The organism is Pedobacter frigoris, from assembly GCF_005116445.1.
GTDB lineage: Bacteria > Bacteroidota > Bacteroidia > Sphingobacteriales > Sphingobacteriaceae > Pedobacter > Pedobacter frigoris.
This window is the reverse complement of record NZ_SWBQ01000001.1, coordinates 1116143-1136122: the sequence shown is the minus strand read 5'-3', so window position 1 is coordinate 1136122 and position 19980 is coordinate 1116143. Positions and strand designations below refer to the sequence as shown.

Here is a 19980-nt window from a genome sequence, read left to right as displayed (position 1 = left end):
TATATGGAAACAATGCAAGACATCATAACAATTAATTTACAGAGGAGATGTTGAATCTGTCTTTCAATCTGATGTCGTCGGAAGAAGCACCCAGCATAATGCTGAAATCACCCGGCTCAACCACCCATTGCATCTTGCTGTCCATTAATTTAAGATCGTCGGCAGTAAGGTTGAATTCTACTGTCCGTTCTTCCGAAGGCGCCAGGTGTATACGCCTGAATTGTTTCAACTGCCTGTCGGGGCTTACTACTGAACTAACTTCATCCCTGATATACAACTGAACCACTTCGTCCCCGGCGACAGTACCCTTATTTTTTAATGTAAACTTCACATTGATATTGCCCCCTTCCTTTTTGCTGATAACGAGATTACTATACTCAAAAGAGGAATAGCTCAATCCATATCCAAATGCGTATAAAGGTTTCGCACTGGTTTCTACATAGTCATGAGCTACCGGACGTTTCACGTTGTAATAAACAGGAAGCTGACCTACAGATCTTGGAATTGATATTGGCAAACGGCCCGCAGGGTTATAATCACCAAAAAGCACATCTGCAATTGCATTTCCACCTTCCTGACCGGGATACCATGCATTTAATATTGCCGGTATATGCTCAGCTGGCCAGTTCAAATTTAATGGTCTGCCTTCAATCATTACAAGCACAACAGGTTTTCCTGTTTTTGCGATCAATTGAAGCAACTGCGACTGTTTACCCATCAGATCCAGGGTCGAACGGTCATAACCTTCTCCGCTTTCCATATCACTAACGCTGGTTTCAGCAGCTTTAACTGTAGCAGCGCCGGTCGACAAATATTCAGTTTTAAAATCTCTTGCACTGGAACCTCCCAATACCATTACCACTACATCTGCAGCTTTTGCAGCGGCCAGGGCTTCATCAAACTGAAGATTCGTCGTATCTCTGATGGCACATCCTTTTACATAGCGCACTTTGGTATTTGACGAGACTTTGTTCTTAATACCTTTTAATACTGTGATTATAGATTCCTCAGCTTGTGGAGCAGTATAATCGCCCAGCTGATTGTACATGTTATCTGCATTAGGGCCGATGACAGCGAGATTCTTAAGTTGTTTACTCAATGGAAGTGTATTGTTTTGATTCTTTAGCAACACAACAGATTCCCGGGCAACCTTCCTGGCTAATTCAATATGTGCAGCACTCCTTACTGTTTTTACGGCTTTTGCAGGATCAACATACGGATGCTCAAAAAGTCCGAGTGCAAACTTTTGCCTCAATACATTGGCAACAGCAGTATCCAATGTACTGATGCTTACTTTTCCATTTTCAACTGCCTTCTTAAGAGCTTTCCCATAGCCATAGCCGCTTAAGTCAGCATCCAGTCCGGCATTGATAGCCATTTCTGCCGCTTCTTCCGCATTTGCTGCTACATGGTGACTACCACTGATTCCTGAAATACTGCCAAGGTCTGACACTACGAAACCCTTAAAGCCCCAGTCTGTCCTGAGAATATCTTTTAAAAGCACAGGATTCGAAGAGCAAGGGATGCCATCTATCGAGTTATAGGCAGTCATCACCGACAATGCTCCTGCTTTTACAGCTGCCTTGAAAGGCGGAAGATAAGACTGGTGCAGTTCCCTGATTCCAATAGTTACACTCCCACCGTTATGACCACCTTCTGGTACGCCATAGGCAGTAAAGTGCTTAAGAGTAGAGATCACATTTGATCCCGACTTTAAGTCATGACCCTGGAAGCCTCTTACCATAGCCGCACCCATAGCGCCGTTTAAGACCGGATCTTCGCCATAAGTTTCCTCTACGCGTGACCAGCGTGGTTCCCTTGCCAGATCCAATACCGGACCATAACCAATATGAGCGCCCTGAGTTCTTGCTTCTGCGGCTATTGCAGCCGCCATTGTTTCAATTAATGTCGTGTTCCAGGTGCTGCTCTGGCCTATCGATGTCGGAAAAACTGTAGTTCCTATCGCCATATGTCCATGCGGGCACTCCTCGGCAAAGAACATCGGAATTCCGAGCCTTGTTTTTTCTACCACATATTTCTGAAGGGCGTTTGTCGCATTAGCTGAAAGTCCGGGATTCAAACCTGTCTTCAGCGTTTTCTGAGTCCATGGATCTGCTCTCAATGTTGCCCATAGCATTCCAGTATATTGCTCTGCCTGAGCTTGTTTAAACTTTTCGCTTACTCCGACTTTATTTCCTGTTTTATCATACATCTCCCAACCTAGCAATACCGAGATCTGACCTATCTTTTCGTCTACACTCATACGGGAGATCAAGTCTTTCACCCTGCTCTCCACGGGCATATTGGCATTCTTATAAACAGGTTTTTGTTGTGCACTCGATTTAAATGCAAGTCCGGCTAAGATTAAAAGGAAGGAAAGAGTTTTGTTCATTATTTTTAGTTATTGGCATTAGATGGTCTGTCGGCAGTTTTAACTCCCCAGACAGATGATGGTTTATTTCCCATGACGATGGTCATGGTACCGCCTTTAATAATATCCTGATGTTTTATATAAGATTTTGTATAATTGACACCATTTAAAATCACCTGCTGAATGTACTTGTTTTCAGGAGAATTGTTTTTGACCGTTACCTTGAAAGTCTTACCTCCTGCTACTTTAATTTCAGCACTGTTTATCGTTGGACTACCTAGAACGTATACACCACCGGCCGGACTCACCTGGTAAAAACCAAGAGCAGAAAAGACATACCATGCCGACATTTGGCCCACATCTTCATTTCCGATGATACCATCTGGCTTGTCTGTATAAAAATCATTGAGGATATACCTCACTTTTTCAGCTGTTTTCCATGGTTTACCTATATAGTTATAGAGGTAAGTAACATGGTGACTCGGTTCATTGCCGTGAGCATACTGACCAATCAAACCAGAAATATCGTTCGAAGCCTTAGCCCCCATATCACCTTTGGCGATAAACAAAGAATCCAGTTTAATGTCAAACTTGCTTTCACCCCCCAGCAGGCTCACCAGACCATTCACATCCTGCGGTACCAGGAAAGTATACTGCCATCCGTTACCTTCTGTAAAATCACCATGCTCATGGATGGATATAAAAGGGGTATATGGTGTACGCCACTGATTTTCAGATAAGCGTCCCTGCATAAAGCCTGATTTGCTGTTGTAGTAATTTTTATAGTATTGCCCTCTCTTGCTGAAGTATTCATAATCGGCGGTCTTACCCATATTTTTAGCTGTCTGAGCAATGCTCCAGTCTGCGATCGCATATTCAAGTCCCATGGATACGGACTCAGCAGTACTATCTGCAGGTATGTAACCTAGTTTCTTGACAAAATTAGTTCCCCTGATATCCTGCATCGCAGTTGTTTTCATGGCCTCGTAAGCTAGATTGGTGTCAAATCCCTTATAGCCTTTCAGTATAGCATCAGCAATTACAGGAACAGCGCTATAGCCGACCATGCAATTGGTTTCATTAGCCATGAGGTGCCATACCGGCAAGCTGCCCTGCTGCTTGTAGATTGCCAGCATAGAATTAACCATATCATTAACATGCTCAGGATGAATGATAGTTGATAAGGGATTATTGGCCCTATATGTGTCCCAAAGGGAGAATGTAGTTAAATTATTGAAACCTTGTTTTTGGTGAACTTTTTTATCCGTGCCCCAATACTCGCCGTTTATATCGTCAAATATCGACGGCGCAATCATCGTATGGTACATGGCGGTGTAGAACTTTTTAAGCTGAGATAAAGAATCTGCTTTTATAGTGATTTTTTGCAGTTCTTTATCCCATTGCTGATCTGCATTCTTAACCACCTGATCAAAATTCCAATCAGGAATCTCAGTTTTAATATTCAATGCAGCATTCGCTATGCTCACCGGAGAGATACCCACCTTAACCAATACGGTCTCATTTTTAGCGGTAGCAAAGGTAATTGCCGCTTTAACGTTCCTGGCTTTGAGAGAAGTACCCGGTTTTACTGTAATGCTGTCATAGACTGAAAAATTCTTAATGGCTTTAGAGAATACAGCGGTAAAGTAAATTCTTTGATCTACCGCCCATCCCTTGGAAAAGCGATATCCTGCAATCGTATGGTCATCTACCTTTTCTATATAAGTTTCCATTGGCCCATCCCATCCAATTCCCTGTTTCAGATCGATGATGATGTTAGCCGCATCAGTGGCTGGGAAGGTATAGCGATGCATCCCCACCCTTTTACTGGTGGTCAGCTCTGCTTTGATACCATACCTGTTTAAATCTACCTTATAATAACCTGGTTTAACGATTTCGTTCTTCCGGCTAAAAGTCGAAAGAAAGCCACCTTCCAGATCTTTTGCTGATCCTTTGCCCAGCTTCAATGGACCAGTCGTTGGCATAAACATCACATCTCCCAAGTCTCCAATTCCCGTACCGCTTAGGTGAGTATGGGAAAATCCGATAATGGTGGTATCAGAGATATGATATCCCGAGCACCAGTCCCAACCTTCAGAAATGTTTACCGGACCTAGTTGCACCGCTCCGAAGGGAACATTTGCACCAACAAATACGTGTCCGTGAAAACCTGATCCGATCAAAGGATCTACATACTGAGTTAAACTTAATGGCTTTTTAAGCTGTTGCTGAGCAAAAACAGGCAGAACAAAAGCCGATACCACTAAGGCTGACAAAAGTCTGGGGAAATTAAATTTGATCATAAAATAAAGGTAAGCATATTTGGCTTTTTTATAAGACACTTGTAAAGGAGTAATTGGGTATATCTATAAAAAAGAAAACCTGCGGCGTCAACTTCACGTTAAACCTAGCTTTAGTTTGCCAGCAGAAAAATTAATGTTGTTTCATTGCTCAAATATATTCACCAAATTAGCTGAATAATCTTTTAAATGCCCAGACCATGATCAAACGACTCTCCTTAACTCTTCTCTCAATAATTACAATAAGTCTTACCGGCTGCAAGCTTGGGACATCAGGTATGTGGAAAAATGGCAGCATTGATCAGCGGGCCCGGCAGGAAATCAAAGCCTTGAATGACCGGTTAATGGATGCTTTAAGAAAAAATGACACTGCTGGAGTAAAAGCATTACTATCCGATCAGTTATTGGAGAAGGCACCTGCATTAGGTAATTTAATCAGTCAGGTTTCTCCCTTCCTGGAAAATAATGATTACAGGGTACTAGATGAATATCTCGTAAGAAGCACAACAACAGGTCAAAATGCTTTTATTCCATCAGGGCTCTCAGGAGACAATGATTACGCACTAAATTTCCTCGCCTTAAATAAAGAAATGTATGTTTCATTGTTGATCCCAACGAGACAAAGTGATGAACTGCTTGTGACTGCAATCTACGGAAAATACGGAAGTGAATGGAAGATCAACATCCTCTACTTTGGCCAATATAGCATAGAAGGAAAGACCGCTCCAGACTATTATAAAACAGCAAAGGAACGGTTCCAAAACAAAGAACTGGTTGATGCAGCAAACCTGATGTACATGGCCAAACTTTGTTTTACCCCATCCGTCGTTTGGCAATATAAAAGAGCGGATGAAATTAAGAATTTTGGTGAAAAAGCAGTAGTGGAAGCCAACACGGCTTATAAGTTCCCTGTCATGGTAGACAAAGTTGACACCAAGCCTCAGATTATTGGGATCAACCCGGAAAAAACACAATCCCAGTTTTTTGTCTTAGTTAGTTATCTATCCAATATCAATATAAAAGATACTTCAGCATTAAGAACAGAAAACCTGAAAATTAGAAAAGAAATATCAAAATTATTCAATGGCATTGACAAAAACAAGCCATACCTGGCTTATAGGGCTTTCAATGAAATGCCTGACGCGACTAAAAAGACAATGCATTACGGATTCATCGATACTTTGCTGTTGCATTAATAGCTTTCCCCATCCGCAATGTCGATTATCGGCTTAGGAAGCATTTGGATTTTCTATAAGACTGCCTTGAATGTATTCTAGCTGCTTTCGCTATGCGCTTGTATCTCCTGGGGTATTGCTCCGTACCATCTGGGGTATTGCTTCAATCGTGATCGAAGCAATACCCCAGAAGCACCGTAGTTGCACCGGAGAAGCACCGACTGCATAGCAAACGGACCCCAAAAAGAAAGGCGTCGGAAATTTCCGGCGCCTTAAATTATAGAAAAATTAAAAATCCTGATTATGCGTAAGGAATTCCATCCTTAGAAGGCAAACTACTGTGCCCCATCAGGTATTGATCTACCTTTCTGGCTGCCTCACGCCCTTCTGATATTGCCCATACTACCAACGATTGCCCACGACGCATATCTCCGGCGGCAAAGATCTTGGCAATATTGGTTTGGTATTTACCTTCCTCTGCTTTCACATTACCCCTATTGTCCAGTTCAATACCTAGTTTCTCCAGCAATCCTTCTTTCTGAGGATAAAGGAAACCCATAGCCAATAGTACAAGCTGACAAGGAAGCTCGCGTTCTGTGCCGGCTTTCTCCTGGAAATTTACCGGGCGACCAAAAGGATCAATTTCCCATTCTACATCAACTACTTTTACCGCTTTAAGATTGCCGTTCTCATCTTTGATGAATTCCTTAGTGTTTACTCCCCATCCTCTTTCGCATCCCTCTTCGTGAGAAGACGTTACTTTTAAAAGCATAGGATAAGTTGGCCACGGCATATTTGGTGTGCGTGACTGTGAAGGCATTGGCATGATCTCAAACTGGGTCACGGATTTAGCACCCTGACGATTAGAAGTTCCAATACAGTCAGATCCAGTATCTCCACCACCAATTACAATTACATCTTTACCCGTTGCCAGAATTGCTTCATCTACAACCGCAAAGTTTTTAACACGCTTGTTTTGTTGTTTCAAAAAGTCCATTGCAAAATGTACTCCTTTGGCGTCTCTTCCTGTAGCAGGAAGGTCACGCGGAATGGTAGAGCCACCTGCAAGTACAATAGACTGATAATCTCTCAGCAAGGTATTCAATTCTACATTAACACCAACATTGGAGTTGCATTTGAATACTATGCCTTCTTTTTCCATCAGCGCAATACGTCTGGTTACTATATCTTTCTGCAGTTTAAAATCGGGAATACCATAGTTTAATAAACCTCCAGGTGTATCATCACGTTCGTAAACTACCACTTCATGACCAGCTTTGTTCAACTGGGCAGCAGCAGCAAGGCCAGCCGGACCTGAACCGATTACAGCTACCTTTTTACCGGTGCGGATCAAAGGAGGTTCTGCTTTAATATATCCCTTGTTGAAGGCCGTTTCTATGATGTGTTTCTCAATCTCTTCAATTGAAATCGGCGACTTATTGATACCCAGTACACAAGCTGATTCGCAAGGCGCAGGACAAATCCTTCCAGTAAATTCCGGAAAATTATTGGTACTCAACAAAATAGTTGAAGCCAGCTGCCAATCTCCTTTATATACAGCTTCGTTAAATTCAGGGATCACATTTCCAAGCGGACAACCAGACTGACAGAATGGTACGCCGCAGTCCATGCATCTTGCTGCCTGTTTATTTACTTCCTGTTCCTCTAATTCAGCTACAAATTCATTGTAGTGCTTTAAACGCTCTTTTGCATCTTCTTTACCAGGAGCAGTTCTTTCATATTCTAAAAATCCAGTTACTTTTCCCATGATTAAGATATTTTCAGTTTGTTACTTTTGTTCATTAGTACTGCTTTGTATTCCTTAGGGAATACTTTGATAAAATGTGAAGATTGAGTAGCCCAGTCGCTCAACAGGAACTTGGCCACACTGCTCTCCGTAAGTTGCGCATGCTTTTTCAGCAATAAGTTGATGCGCAGTTCGTCCTGCTCATCCAAAGGATCAAGATCAACCATCTCCTTATTACACTTACTTGCAAAATCTCCGTTTACATCGTAGATCCATGCCACACCGCCACTCATACCAGCAGCAAAATTGCTTCCTGTACCTCCAATAACCAGCACTTCACCTCCGGTCATGTATTCACAACCGTGATCTCCAAGTCCCTCAACAACCGCTGTAGCACCAGAGTTACGCACTGCAAATCGCTCACCAGCCTGTCCGCGGACAAACAACTCACCTGAAGTAGCCCCGTATAAGGCAACGTTACCGATGATGATATTTTGCTCCGGAACATATTTGTTAGCGGCAAAAGGATAGATTGCCAGTCTGGCACCCGAAAGTCCTTTACCTACATAGTCATTTGCCTCACCTTCAAGGTGCAGAGAGATGCCTTTAGCAGCAAATGCACCGAAACTTTGTCCGGCAGAGCCCTTGAACTTGAAGTTGATCGTATCAGCAGGTAGACCCTGGCTTTTATATATTTTAGAAACTTCGTTAGAAAGCATAGTGCCGATGGCGCGGTCCGTATTCATTACAGCAAACTCTTTATAGATAGGTTCCTTAGTAGCCAACGCCGGCTGCGCCGCTTCGATCAGTTTGTGATCAAGAACATTGCTCAATCCATGATCCTGAGTTTCTGTATTGTATAAACTTAAGCCATTATCAGGAGCTTTGAATAAAATCTTAGAGAAGTCAAGGTCTTTTAGTTTCCAGTCTGACTGATCAATCTGGCGAACGCTCAACGCATCTGCCTGACCCACCATTTCCTGAATGCTTCTGAAACCAAGTTCTGCCATAGTTTCTCTTAATTCCTGAGCCAGGAAGTAAAACAAGTTCACTACGTGATCAGGTTCTCCTGTAAACAGCTTTCTTAGGTTAGGATCTTGAGTAGCCACACCAACCGGACAAGTATTTAGGTGACACTTACGCATCATGATACATCCAGCTGTTACTAGTGCAGCGGTTGCAACACCCCATTCTTCAGCGCCTAATAAGGTCGCAATAGCGATATCCTTACCTGTTTTAAGTTGCCCATCTGTTTGCAGTACTACCCTGCTCCTCAACCTGTTCTTAACCAATGTCTGGTGTGCCTCTGCCAATCCCAGTTCCCATGGCAAACCTGCATGCTGTATTGAAGTCAATGGTGAAGCACCTGTTCCTCCATCAAAACCGGATACTAAAATCACATCAGCATGAGCCTTTGCAACACCGGCGGCGATGGTTCCAACACCTGCTTTAGATACCAGTTTCACGTTGATACGGGCTTCCCGGTTTGCATTTTTCAAATCAAATATTAGCTGTGCTAAATCTTCAATGGAATAAATATCATGGTGCGGAGGTGGCGATATTAATCCTACACCCGGCGTGGCATGTCGCACTTTCGCAATCCAGTCGTCGACTTTATGTCCGGGCAGTTGTCCGCCTTCGCCTGGTTTTGCGCCTTGAGCCATCTTAATCTGCAGCTCATCAGCATTGGTTAAGTAGTAACTGGTTACTCCAAAACGAGCAGAGGCGATTTGTTTGATCGATGAACGCATCGAGTCACCATTTGACAATGGTTCGTAGCGCAATTCATCTTCTCCTCCTTCACCGGTATTGCTTCTTCCTCCAATGCGGTTCATTGCAATCGCCAATGTAGAGTGTGCCTCGTGAGAGATCGAACCAAAAGACATTGCTCCGGTAGCAAAACGCTTCAGAATGTTTTCAATCGGTTCTACTTCTTCCAGCGGAACAGCCGGACGGTTGTATTTGAACTCAAATAAGCCACGGATGGTGTAAGCCTGCAAAGTTTGCTCATTAACCAGTTTTGCATATTGCTTATAAGTATTGTAGTCATTTTTACGGGTTGCGTTTTGCAATAAATGAATGGTTTGCGGATTAAACAGATGCTGCTCCCCCTTACGTTTCCATTTATAGTTACCACCGGTAGGCAATATCGCATCCGGGCGGGTAGCCAATTTAAATATCCTGTTGTGCTTGATCAGAGTTTCTCTTGCGATTTCATCAAGACCAAGTCCTCCTATCCTGGAAACTGCTCCGGTAAAATATTTGTCTACTACAGGCTTATTGACACCAAGGATTTCAAATATTTGGGCACCATGATACGATTGTAGTGTTGAAATACCCATTTTTGAGAAGATCTTGAGTAGTCCGCCATTGATAGAGTAAATGTAGTTGTTCACCATTTTCTCTGTGGTCATGCCTGACTCTTTACCAAATCCGCCAATAGTCTCCAACGCCAGATAAGGATTAACTGCCGTAGCGCCAAAACCAATCAGCGTTGCAAAGTGATGTACTTCCCAAACATCACCCGCTTCTATCACTATACCTACAGCACCACGGTATCCTTTTCTGATCAGGTGATGATGCACTGCAGACACAGCAAGCAGTGACGGTATCGCCGCATGTTCTGAATCCAGAGCCCGGTCAGACAAAATGATTACCTGGAAACCGTCCTCAACAGCGTCTACTGCATAGCGGCAAAGTCGTTCAATGGCTTTCTCCATGGAACCTGGTTTACCATCTGCCCTGAAGTAGGTTTGCAAAGTCTTAGACTGAAACACTCCCGTATCTATGCTCCTTAACTTTTCCAATTCCACATTGGTCAGAATCGGGTGCTTGATTCCCACACAATGGCACTGCATTGCAGTCTCCTCCAGTAGATTTCCATTTGCACCCATAAATCCCGCAAGACTCATTACCACTTTTTCCCTTATCGGGTCAATTGGCGGATTGGTTACCTGGGCAAACAATTGCTTGAAGTAAGAAGACAGATGCTGAGGTTTCTGAGAAAGTACTGCCAAAGGTATATCTGTTCCCATCGAGCCTATAGCTTCCTTGCCCTCTAAAGCCATTGGCTTCAATACCAAATCCACGTCTTCTCTGGTATAACCAAATACTTGCTGATAACGGAATATAGATTCTTCCGACAATCCTGTGAACACTACTCTTGGCTCAGGAAGTTCTTCTAGTCGGATCTGGTATTTGTTGATCCAGTCTGAGTATGGCTTATCACCACAAACTTGTTGTTTAATCTCCGCATCAGATATAATACGCCCCTGCTCCATATCCACTACAAACATCTTACCTGGAGTGAGGCGGCCTTTTTCTATAATTTTACTCTGGTCAAGAGCTAACGCACCAGCTTCTGAAGCCATGATTACATGATCATCTTCTGTGATTGCGTAGCGCTGAGGACGAAGCCCATTTCTATCTAGTGTCGTACCGATCAGGTTTCCATCGGTAAAAGAAACTGCAGCTGGACCGTCCCAGGGTTCCATTAATGTAGCATGAAACTTATAGAATGCCTTCTTTAGCTCATCCATATCTTCGTTGCCATCCCAAGCCTCAGGAATCAGCATCATAAGTACGTGCGGCAATGAACGTCCCGAATGCAGCAACAATTCTACTACATTATCAAGACATCCTGAATCGGAGTTAGTCTCATCGATTACAGGAAGCAAAATATTTAGTTCTTCAGGAGTAAAGTAAGGCGACGCAAATGATTTCACACCTGCTCTAAACCAGTTTAAATTTCCCTGTAACGTATTAATCTCACCATTATGGGCTATATACCTGAAAGGTTGAGCCAGCCTCCATGATGGGAAAGTGTTGGTTGCGAAACGTGAGTGAATCAGGCCGAAGGCCGAAACGACACGTTTATCACTCAATTCCGTAAAATATGTTCTTACCTGCAACGAAGTCAGCTGACCTTTATATACAATGGTTCTTGATGAGAAGGATGCAATATAAAACTCACCGTTAATACCCTTTACAGTAGTATTAATGGTTTTAGACAGATAATTTTTAAATACGTAAAGTTTACGTTCGAAATCAGCTCCTGCTGCAACTGAATAAGGGCGGGCAATGAATACCTGCTCCATTTCCGGCTCTACAGACAAAGCCATATCTCCAATACCTTCTGTATTGGTCTGTACTTTTCTAAAACCAAGAACTTCAAGGTTTAGTTTTTCTGCTGCACGATAAATAATTTCCCTACATTCTTCTCTTGCCTTCACATCTTTGGGTAGGAAAAGCATCCCAACGCCGTAGTCTCCGGATTCATTCAGGCTAAATCCAATTTTAAGACATTCATCATACAAAAATTCATGTGGTATCTGAATCATGATACCTGCACCATCTCCGGTATTGATTTCGGCTCCGACAGCCCCGCGGTGATCAAGATTTTCAAGAATGGTTATGGCGTCTGAAATGATCTGTTGTGACTTTCTTCCCTTGATATGGGCAACAAATCCGATGCCGCATGCATCGTGCTCAAAACGCTGGTCATATAACCCTTGGTTATCTTGTGATTGTTCCATAAGTCCGTTTAATATAGTTTGGTATAGTGTATTTGAGACACTAAGATACGAAAAAAAACTAAGAAATTATAATATTGATATATTTTTTAGGAAATATGCAGTAGTTTTTAAAAAAAACCACACTTAATTACCATATCAATAATTTACATCGTTTTAAATTGCCATATTCACAATGACATTATTTAGAATAATTTTGCATAAGTCGCCACCTTATTTTAAGCCTTCAAAGTGAACGCCGAACAGCACGAAAATTTTGTTCAGCTGTAGTTTTGAGCATTTTTTACTGATAAGATAACGAATCAGCCAGCGTACCTCCTCTCAAATCTTTCTGAAAGCTGCCATGAATACGCAATATTAAAAATAATTACATTTTTTCATGCAGCTCAATGTCTTTAATGTCAACAGATTAACCGGATTCGACTTCAAAAACTAAAATTATTGTGATTTTTCTTTTCGCAATCTGATGTCTTTTGCTACTTTTGTGGCGGGCAAGTCTTTTACGATCAGCTCCCTTTGAACTCCCCCAGGGCGGGAACGAAGCAAGGGTAGAAGGTTGTAGCGATGCGATAAGAGGTGCTTGCCCTTTTTTTCTTTTTCTGGTTAGGCTGTTTCTCACATAACCAACATATTCCAACTTTTAATAAATAGAATCGATGTAATTGCCTAATTTAGGCATCGAATAATTTATAAAGACACATTAACCACTGCTAATAATTAATAACATGAAATTTTTCATTGATACAGCGAATCTTGATCAAATAAAAGAAGCACAAGACCTTGGCGTTTTAGACGGCGTTACCACCAACCCAAGTTTAATGGCTAAAGAAGGTATAACCGGCGATGCTAACGTAACTGCGCACTACAAAGCAATTTGTGATATCGTAGATGACAACGTAAGTGCTGAAGTTATCGCTACTACTTTTGATGAGATCATTAAGGAAGGTGAAGCATTAGCTGCCTTAAATCCGAAGATCGTTGTTAAGGTTCCAATGATTAAAGATGGCGTTAAAGCGATCAAATATTTTACTTCAAAAGGCATCAAAACCAACTGTACACTAATCTTCTCTCCTGGTCAGGCTTTATTGGCTGCCAAAGCGGGTGCAACTTATGTTTCTCCATTCTTAGGGCGTTTAGATGATATCTCTACAGACGGCTTACAACTGATTGAAGACATCAGACTGATCTTTGATAACTATGGATACCCTACTCAGATTTTAGCTGCATCAATCCGCGGACCATTGCATATTGTTGCCTGTGCTAAATTGGGTGCTGATGTAATTACAGCTCCTTTAAGTGCAATCACCGCACTATTAAAACACCCATTGACTGATAGCGGTCTAGCTACTTTTCTTGCTGATCATAAAAAAGCAGCAGGTTTGTAATAAGCCGCGTTAAACTTTATAACCGTCATCTCGACGTGAGGAGAGATCTCTTGAACAAAAAAGCGGCTGATGATATCATCAGCCGCTTTTTTTATGACTTCTTCTCTGCCATCAATTTTAGCAATCCGGCAGAATTAGTTCTCATTTCAGTGCCAGCAAGCACCTTCTTTACCAGATCATAATCAATCTGTTCATCAGGAACGATTTCTATCCCCTTCACTCCTGCTCCTATTGCAGCTTCTACGTCACGCGGCTTATCTCCAATCATAACAGACAACGCAGGATCAATTTCGAACATATCTATGGCATCCAACAGCATCTTAGAACCTGGTTTTCTGCATTCACATGCGCTTACCGTTGGATGATGTTTACAATAGTAAAATGCAGCGATATCCGCAGATTTCTGTACAAAAGCATTCCTCAGCATCTGGTGCATAATACCCAGCTCCTGCTCTGTATATCTTTTTAAAGCTATACCGCCTTGATTGGTAATGACAATAAGCAGATATCCCTCATCAAATAATCTTTTTAGTGGAGGAATCTGGTATTCCAGTATTTCGAAATCTTCTACCCTTGTAATGTAATCGTATATTTCGTGATTGAGTACTCCGTCACGGTCCAGAAAAATGGCTTTATTCATTAGTTTTGACTTATTATCTTGCGACACTTTGTTATGCCGCCAAATATGAGAATTATTCAGCTAAACAAATTGACTTTAACCATGTTATTTAAGCAACTAATTTAGAACTCGAACAATAAAACGTTATAATCATGCCTTATATAAAGAAAAATCCACAGAACAGCGACTCGGTCAACTTATTTTTTGAAGATTATGGAACGGGAAAACCTGTGGTTTTAATTCACGGATGGCCTGTATCTCATGAAATGTGGGAATACCAGGTTAATGCGCTCACCAATGCGGGATACCGTTGTATTGCCTACGACAGAAGAGGCTTTGGGCAATCGGACAGACCCTGGACAGGTTATGATTATGATACCCTAGCCTTCGACCTGAATGAGGTAATTACAGCCCTTGACTTATGGGATGTAGCGCTTGTAGGGTTTTCTATGGGAGGTGGTGAAGTAGTTAGATACCTTGGGAAATACGGTTCCTCCAGAATATCAAAGGCAGTACTTGTGAGTAGTGTTGTTCCTTTATTATTAAAAACAGATGATCATGAAGACGGCGTACCAAGAGAAGTATTTGACGGTATCATTGCCAAAATCCATGACGACAGGCCTGCGTTCCTTACTGAATTCGGCAAGCAGTTCTTCAACGAAGGGCTACTAAATAAACCCGTTAGTCAGGAGATCCAAAACTGGATGCATCAGCTTGCTGTAGTAGCAAGTCCTAAAGCGACGGCAGAATGCGTGCGTTCATTCTCAGAAACAGATTTTAGAACAGATTTGACCACGATCACCATACCAATGATGATCATCCATGGCGATGCCGACAAAACCGTTCCGATTAAACCAACAAGCGAAATTACATCTTCACTACTGCCTAATGCCGAATACTACATTTTTGAAGAAGCTCCGCATGGTCTTTTCATTACCAATAGAGACGAATTGAATGGTTTATTGCTCCAGTTTTTAAGGAAATAATCAGATCTAAGACAACATATGCTCCAGTATCGGAGCGCACTTTTCGAGGCACGGCGGGTAAAACCGGCCGTGCTTCCAATGATCAGACTTAGGAGACAATCCCCACCAGAATTCTGCAAGCGCCAAAGGTTCCATTTCTTGCTGAAAGGCATACTGCAGTAATTTCGGTGCTGCGCACTCTCCTGCTCCCGCCGGTGGTTTTCCCGCGGCAGTATCTTTAAAGGCTTCAATTAGACTTTTCGACTGACCGTATCTATTTAAGAAGTGGTACTGATCAAAAATCTGGTACTGCAACGCATTAGAGTGATTTTTACGTGTTAATTTAAGTTGCTGTAATTCATCAGCAACCGAATTGTCTCCGGATAACTTCATTGAACGGATCTTCTCATTCATCATAGAAAGCTCTTCCATTCCCGCATTTAGAAACCCTCCTGCCACAAGCCCATCAAAGATCGGCGGTACAAACCCTTCATGATGATTCTCTCCTGCCAGCTTACCGGAAAATGCAGCCAAATACCCCAGCGTACCGCCCTTCTCTCTAACCACAAGCACCCCAAACATTTTTCCTACGACCATTCCCTCCATAAGGGTATCCAATCCGAAATTATGAACCCATTTCTGTTGATGTTGGAGATGATCCTGCAGTTGACTGACCGCAAGGAGACACAAAGGATGTGGCTCGCCGCCCAAAGAAAAACTGAGCCCTTCCGCCAGTTCCTTTACATTATTTGTTTGATCAAAAGGGATAAACGCGGAATTCTCATAAACCGGATTATCCATTTAGAAAATTTTACGGTCACAAAACTACCTGTTTTATTCCATTTAATAATAAGACTGTGTTACAATTTAAACTAAAGTGGGTCTAAGCACTATGAGCATTAGAAATACTACCAGAACTGTAATCGTATTTAAACTAGCATTTCTCTTTACCACACTATTGAAAGCGCAATCTATATCTTTTCCCCCGGCATCTATTTCAGCTAATTTAACACATGCTTCAACAGAATTTATAAAGAAAAATTCTGGCTCACCGGGTGTCATTATACGCATATATAAGCCAGGCAATTGGGATTGGACTTTTGTTAGTGGAACTGGTAACATTTCATCGAATACCCCTGCTACTCCCGATATGGTGTTTAGAATAGCAAGCATTTCTAAACTCTTCTGTGCAACCGCGGTTTTACAGCTTGCAAGCAAAGGAATTATTTCTCTCGATGACAAGATCGGATTGTGGCTTTCTAAAGAATATATTGAAAAATTAAAGAACGGTGACCAAATAACGATCAGGAATTTATTACAGCATACCTCTGGCTTATATGAACCACAAGCCACTACCAATTTCTTACAAAACCCCAGCAAAGACTACTCAACCTCCATCTTATCCATTATATCAAATCAGGAATTAAGCTTTACTTATGGTGCGCACCATTATTCCGGAGCAAATTATAACTTGCTCGCGGAAATTGTGAAAATTGCTTCAGGCATGACCTACAAAGATTACCTCGCAAAGCATATATTTAAACCACTTGGACTAAATAATACTTATGTTGATGCTCTACCGTCAGGTTCAGGTTATTTTCATGGTTATATTCCTTGTGCTGTATTGCCAAATTGCAAATCTGACGACACTAATTTGCTGGTCGATTATTCTCATGCAAATATGAGCTGGGGAGCAGGTTCAGCTGATATCAGCTCGAATACAAAAGACCTGATCAGTTTTTACGCTGCTCTTAAAGGAGGGAAATTATTACCCGGAGCATGGGTAGATAGCATGACCACAAAACCAGTAAAGCCCGCCCATAAGCAGATGTATTCTAATTATGGTTACGGTACTATGATTTTTGAGGATGGTCTTGCTACAGGACATACCGGAAATGCGGCTGGCTATACAAATTTTTTATGTCAAATAGCTGGGAAAGATATATATGTATGCATTTCTATGAACAGGTATTTCATTCCTTTTAGTGGCTTAAAAGATTATCTATCAGCTATTAAACATAGTTGCTATTAATCATGTTATCACGCTCAACTACCAATTATTACCTATATTCTGACTTTAAGTAATCGACCGTTTCCTTTGCTATTTCTGTAAAGCAATCGAGATCAACATCTGAGAGTCTTTTGATATAAATACAAGCTTTACCCATTTTAAATTTACCTAAATCGTCCAACAATTGTTTTTGTCGATCCAGTCCCATAAAAATATATAGTGAAATTGCAGCCTTCCTGGGAGAAAATCCGATCAGAGGTGCATCCCCCTCATGTCCACTTTCATATTTATAATGGTAATGGCCAAAACCGATGATACTTGGACCCCACATCTTTGCCTCGCAACCGGAGATCTGCTGCATCAGTCTGAGCAGTTCAAAACTATCTTTACGTTTCTGTTCGTTATCAATAGCATTGATAAAATCAGCGACAACAACATCTGTTTCTTTTGTTTTATTTTGAGCCATTGTAATAGCATTAAATTGATGCCAACGGTGTTAGACTTTTGCTTTCTTATCCAGTCTCTTTTTTATTCAATAAAAAGCAATAAACAAATCGGCGGGTCCTGGTGATACACCTGATTTGATCAATCCTTCAAAAGCGAAATATCCTGAGCTGGTTGCGGCAGACCCAACGCGGCTATTTCTGCATACACTGTTGAATTCACATTTAGCCCCCATTTCTTGAAGAAGGTACTGAGGTCTTTTCCAGAGACCACACAAGCGGATTTCATAAAGTAATTCATCTTTTGATCATCGTTGCCTACCACTGGTTTATCTACCCTGGTCTTCCTTAATAACTTAGGATAGAAATCGGAGCCAAAAGCCAAGCCCAGTTGCTCAAACATGCAAAGCCTTACCCACACAGATGCTACATCATTATTAAAATTGCGTTGGGCATCGGGCAAAGCCAAATAAACAGGCACCTGCTCCCATGTCTTATCACTAACAAGCCTGTTTTCATTAGGTGTAAATTCCCGTTGCACAGCTCTCGAAAATATGTTGACTGTTACCTCACCGATCGCTCCCCATGTCCACAACTGCTGGTGTAAATGTCCCAGTTCATGCCAAGGACCCCAGGTAACATCTGCAGGCTTTAGTATCGCAGAAATTGACGTACCGATATAGGCTGTACGGTAATTATAAGCAAACATATAATAGGTTTTATCTTCATGCTGGGTCAGCAGATACCTTTGGTGAACATTGGGCTTATCAAGATCAGTGACACTATTAAGTCCGCTAAAATCATCCTCTATCTTTATAATCCTTGATATTTTCGACAATAGAGCTTCCTGATCTTCTTCCTGATATTTAATAGCAGAAGCGCGGTCTACAACAATCATACAACGCTCTCCTTGCAAAATCACATCAGGTACTCCATTCAATTTCGAGAGCATCTCTTTCCATTGATTTTTTGTAGTCGTACCGGCTATGTAGTAAGGAATCTTTTTAAAACCGCTGGTAAAAGTAAGCTTAGCCTTTGCATTGGGATTATCATTCGTATACCTGATCCAAATCAGGCCATCAGCAGTACTGGTAATTTCATTCAGACCCGCTTTTAAATTAAACGTGACTGGCTGGCTGTTCCAGGTTCCATATCTTGAATAAGTACCGATCAATAGTGTCGGCAATCTTGTACCGGACTGTTGTTCCACATTTACCTTTATAATTGCTGAAGTTGTAACATACAGCCCTGTAGCAGAAAAATCGGTCGCCAACCAGCTCAATTGTAACCGCTTCTTTTCACTTTCAGCCGAAAGCAATTCAGTTTGCTCAAAGATTACTGGTGTTTCTGCAACAGCGGGTGGTGGAACGACAGGTGTTTCTGTTCCGGAATTGTCGGCAGGCCTAACTTCTTTTTTCTTACATTGGGTAAAGGTGCAGACAACAAAAAGAGCTGCAACAGCATAAAACAATGGGGAAGATTTCATTTTTTTGATTTTCAATGCTCTAAAATAAGAGTTTTATCGGAAAACCATTATTCATTCAGACATTTGATAAAAACAAGTACATTTACTCTATCTATGAATATTGAAGATTTACGTGACTATTGCCTAAGCAAACCCGGAACTAGCGAAGGCCTGCCTTTTGGAGAACAAACCCTTGTATTTAAAGTCGGCGATAAAATCTTTCTGCTGATTGGATTAGAGGAAGCTAATCGCTTTAATGCAAAGTGCGACCCTGAACGTGCCATTGAATTACGGGAACAACACCATGAGATTATTCCAGGATTTCATATGAATAAAAAACATTGGAATACCGTTTATATGGATGGTGGATTAAAGCAGGGACTGATCCGGGAATTAATTGACCATTCTTACGAACTGGTACTGGCGAGTTTACCGAAAAATCTGCGGGAATCAATTACCGGAAACAGCTAAAATCAGCTATTATACATGATCTTTAGAGCCGCAGAACTTTCGGATATTAAACAGATGCAAGTAGTAAGACATCTTGTGAAGGAGAATACATTGAGTAGTCCTGATCTTGTTCCTGATAAAGATGTGGCATTTTATCTTTCAGAGAAAGGAAAAGGTTGGGTTTGCGAGGTAAATGATCAATTAGTGGGCTTCTCTATCGTCGACTTGAAAGACAAAAGCGTCTGGGCATTATTTGTAGATCCTGAGTTTGCAGAAAAAGGGGTTGGAAAGGAACTGCACCGCTTAATGATAGAGTGGTATTTTGATCGGACGAAAGACAAAATTGTATTAGGCACGGCACCCAAAACCCGAGCTGAATATTTTTATCTTCTTCAAGGTTGGATTCAAACAGGTATCTATCCCAATGGAGAGATCAAGTTTGAGCTAAGCTACGAGAATTGGACGTTAAAACGCTTATCCCGCGTGTGATCACTCTTCTATTAAGAAAATGGGAGTT

The 19980-nt window shown here is 41.7% G+C and carries 14 protein-coding genes and 1 other RNA gene; 7 read left to right on the top strand and 8 right to left on the bottom strand.

Translation table 11 applies throughout. The annotated features are described in order from the left end of the window. Positions 1-31: 31 nt before the first annotated feature. Positions 32-2392, bottom strand: coding sequence for a glycoside hydrolase family 3 N-terminal domain-containing protein (locus FA047_RS04955; RefSeq protein ID WP_136834856.1), 2361 nt, complete (start codon positions 2390-2392; stop codon positions 32-34). Positions 2393-2397: 5 nt separating this feature from the next. Further along, a complete protein-coding gene (locus FA047_RS04950; RefSeq protein ID WP_136834855.1) occupies positions 2398-4674 on the bottom strand; it encodes a GH92 family glycosyl hydrolase in 2277 nt (758 codons plus the stop codon). A gap of 197 nt (positions 4675-4871) precedes the next feature. Here FA047_RS04950 and FA047_RS04945 point away from each other — a divergent pair, with 197 nt between their 5' ends. Next, positions 4872-5867 (top strand): hypothetical protein, encoded by a 996-nt coding sequence (locus FA047_RS04945; RefSeq protein WP_136834854.1) that lies wholly within the window; start codon positions 4872-4874, stop codon positions 5865-5867. Between the two features lie 280 nt (positions 5868-6147). On the opposite strand, the gene FA047_RS04940 is transcribed toward FA047_RS04945, so the two are convergent. Then, complete coding sequence (locus FA047_RS04940) at positions 6148-7614, bottom strand: glutamate synthase subunit beta (protein WP_136834853.1); 1467 nt, start codon at positions 7612-7614, stop codon at positions 6148-6150. 2 nt (positions 7615-7616) lie between these two features. Beyond that, positions 7617-12128: a glutamate synthase large subunit gene (gltB, locus tag FA047_RS04935; protein ID WP_136834852.1), complete on the bottom strand. Its 4512-nt coding sequence runs from the start codon at positions 12126-12128 to the stop codon at positions 7617-7619. 486 nt (positions 12129-12614) lie between these two features. Here gltB and ffs point away from each other — a divergent pair. After that, an RNA gene (gene ffs, locus FA047_RS04930) (signal recognition particle sRNA small type) lies at positions 12615-12714 on the top strand. 136 nt (positions 12715-12850) lie between these two features. Next, entirely contained in the window at positions 12851-13510 is a 660-nt protein-coding gene (gene fsa / locus FA047_RS04925; RefSeq protein WP_136834851.1) for a fructose-6-phosphate aldolase, read from the top strand. Between the two features lie 91 nt (positions 13511-13601). Here fsa and FA047_RS04920 read toward each other — a convergent pair whose 3' ends face one another. Then, positions 13602-14150: a D-glycero-alpha-D-manno-heptose-1,7-bisphosphate 7-phosphatase gene (locus FA047_RS04920; protein WP_136834850.1), complete on the bottom strand. Its 549-nt coding sequence runs from the start codon at positions 14148-14150 to the stop codon at positions 13602-13604. Positions 14151-14281: 131 nt separating this feature from the next. Here FA047_RS04920 and FA047_RS04915 point away from each other — a divergent pair, with 131 nt between their 5' ends. Further along, positions 14282-15115: an alpha/beta fold hydrolase gene (locus FA047_RS04915; RefSeq protein ID WP_136834849.1), complete on the top strand. Its 834-nt coding sequence runs from the start codon at positions 14282-14284 to the stop codon at positions 15113-15115. Positions 15116-15121: 6 nt separating this feature from the next. On the opposite strand, the gene FA047_RS04910 is transcribed toward FA047_RS04915, so the two are convergent. Beyond that, entirely contained in the window at positions 15122-15700 is a 579-nt protein-coding gene (locus tag FA047_RS04910) for a pseudouridylate synthase (RefSeq protein ID WP_169304316.1), read from the bottom strand. 286 nt (positions 15701-15986) lie between these two features. Here FA047_RS04910 and FA047_RS04905 point away from each other — a divergent pair, with 286 nt between their 5' ends. Next, positions 15987-17126 carry a serine hydrolase domain-containing protein gene (locus tag FA047_RS04905; protein ID WP_136834847.1) on the top strand — a complete coding sequence of 380 codons (1140 nt, stop codon included), beginning with the start codon at positions 15987-15989 and terminating at the stop codon, positions 17124-17126. Positions 17127-17154: 28 nt separating this feature from the next. Here the strand turns inward: FA047_RS04905 and FA047_RS04900 are convergent, their stop codons facing one another. Continuing rightward, on the bottom strand, positions 17155-17571 hold the full coding sequence (locus FA047_RS04900; protein WP_136834846.1) for a DUF1801 domain-containing protein: 417 nt from the start codon (positions 17569-17571) through the stop codon (positions 17155-17157). A gap of 119 nt (positions 17572-17690) precedes the next feature. After that, complete coding sequence (locus FA047_RS04895) at positions 17691-19034, bottom strand: M60 family metallopeptidase (protein WP_136834845.1); 1344 nt, start codon at positions 19032-19034, stop codon at positions 17691-17693. A 93-nt stretch (positions 19035-19127) separates the two neighbouring features. On the opposite strand from FA047_RS04895, the gene FA047_RS04890 reads away from it, so the two are divergent. Both FA047_RS04890 and FA047_RS04885 read left to right on the top strand, forming a co-directional pair. Beyond that, positions 19128-19484, top strand: coding sequence for an MmcQ/YjbR family DNA-binding protein (locus FA047_RS04890; protein WP_136834844.1), 357 nt, complete (start codon positions 19128-19130; stop codon positions 19482-19484). Between the two features lie 15 nt (positions 19485-19499). Next, a complete protein-coding gene (locus tag FA047_RS04885) occupies positions 19500-19952 on the top strand; it encodes a GNAT family N-acetyltransferase (protein WP_136834843.1) in 453 nt (150 codons plus the stop codon). The last annotated feature ends 28 nt before the right edge of the window (positions 19953-19980 follow it).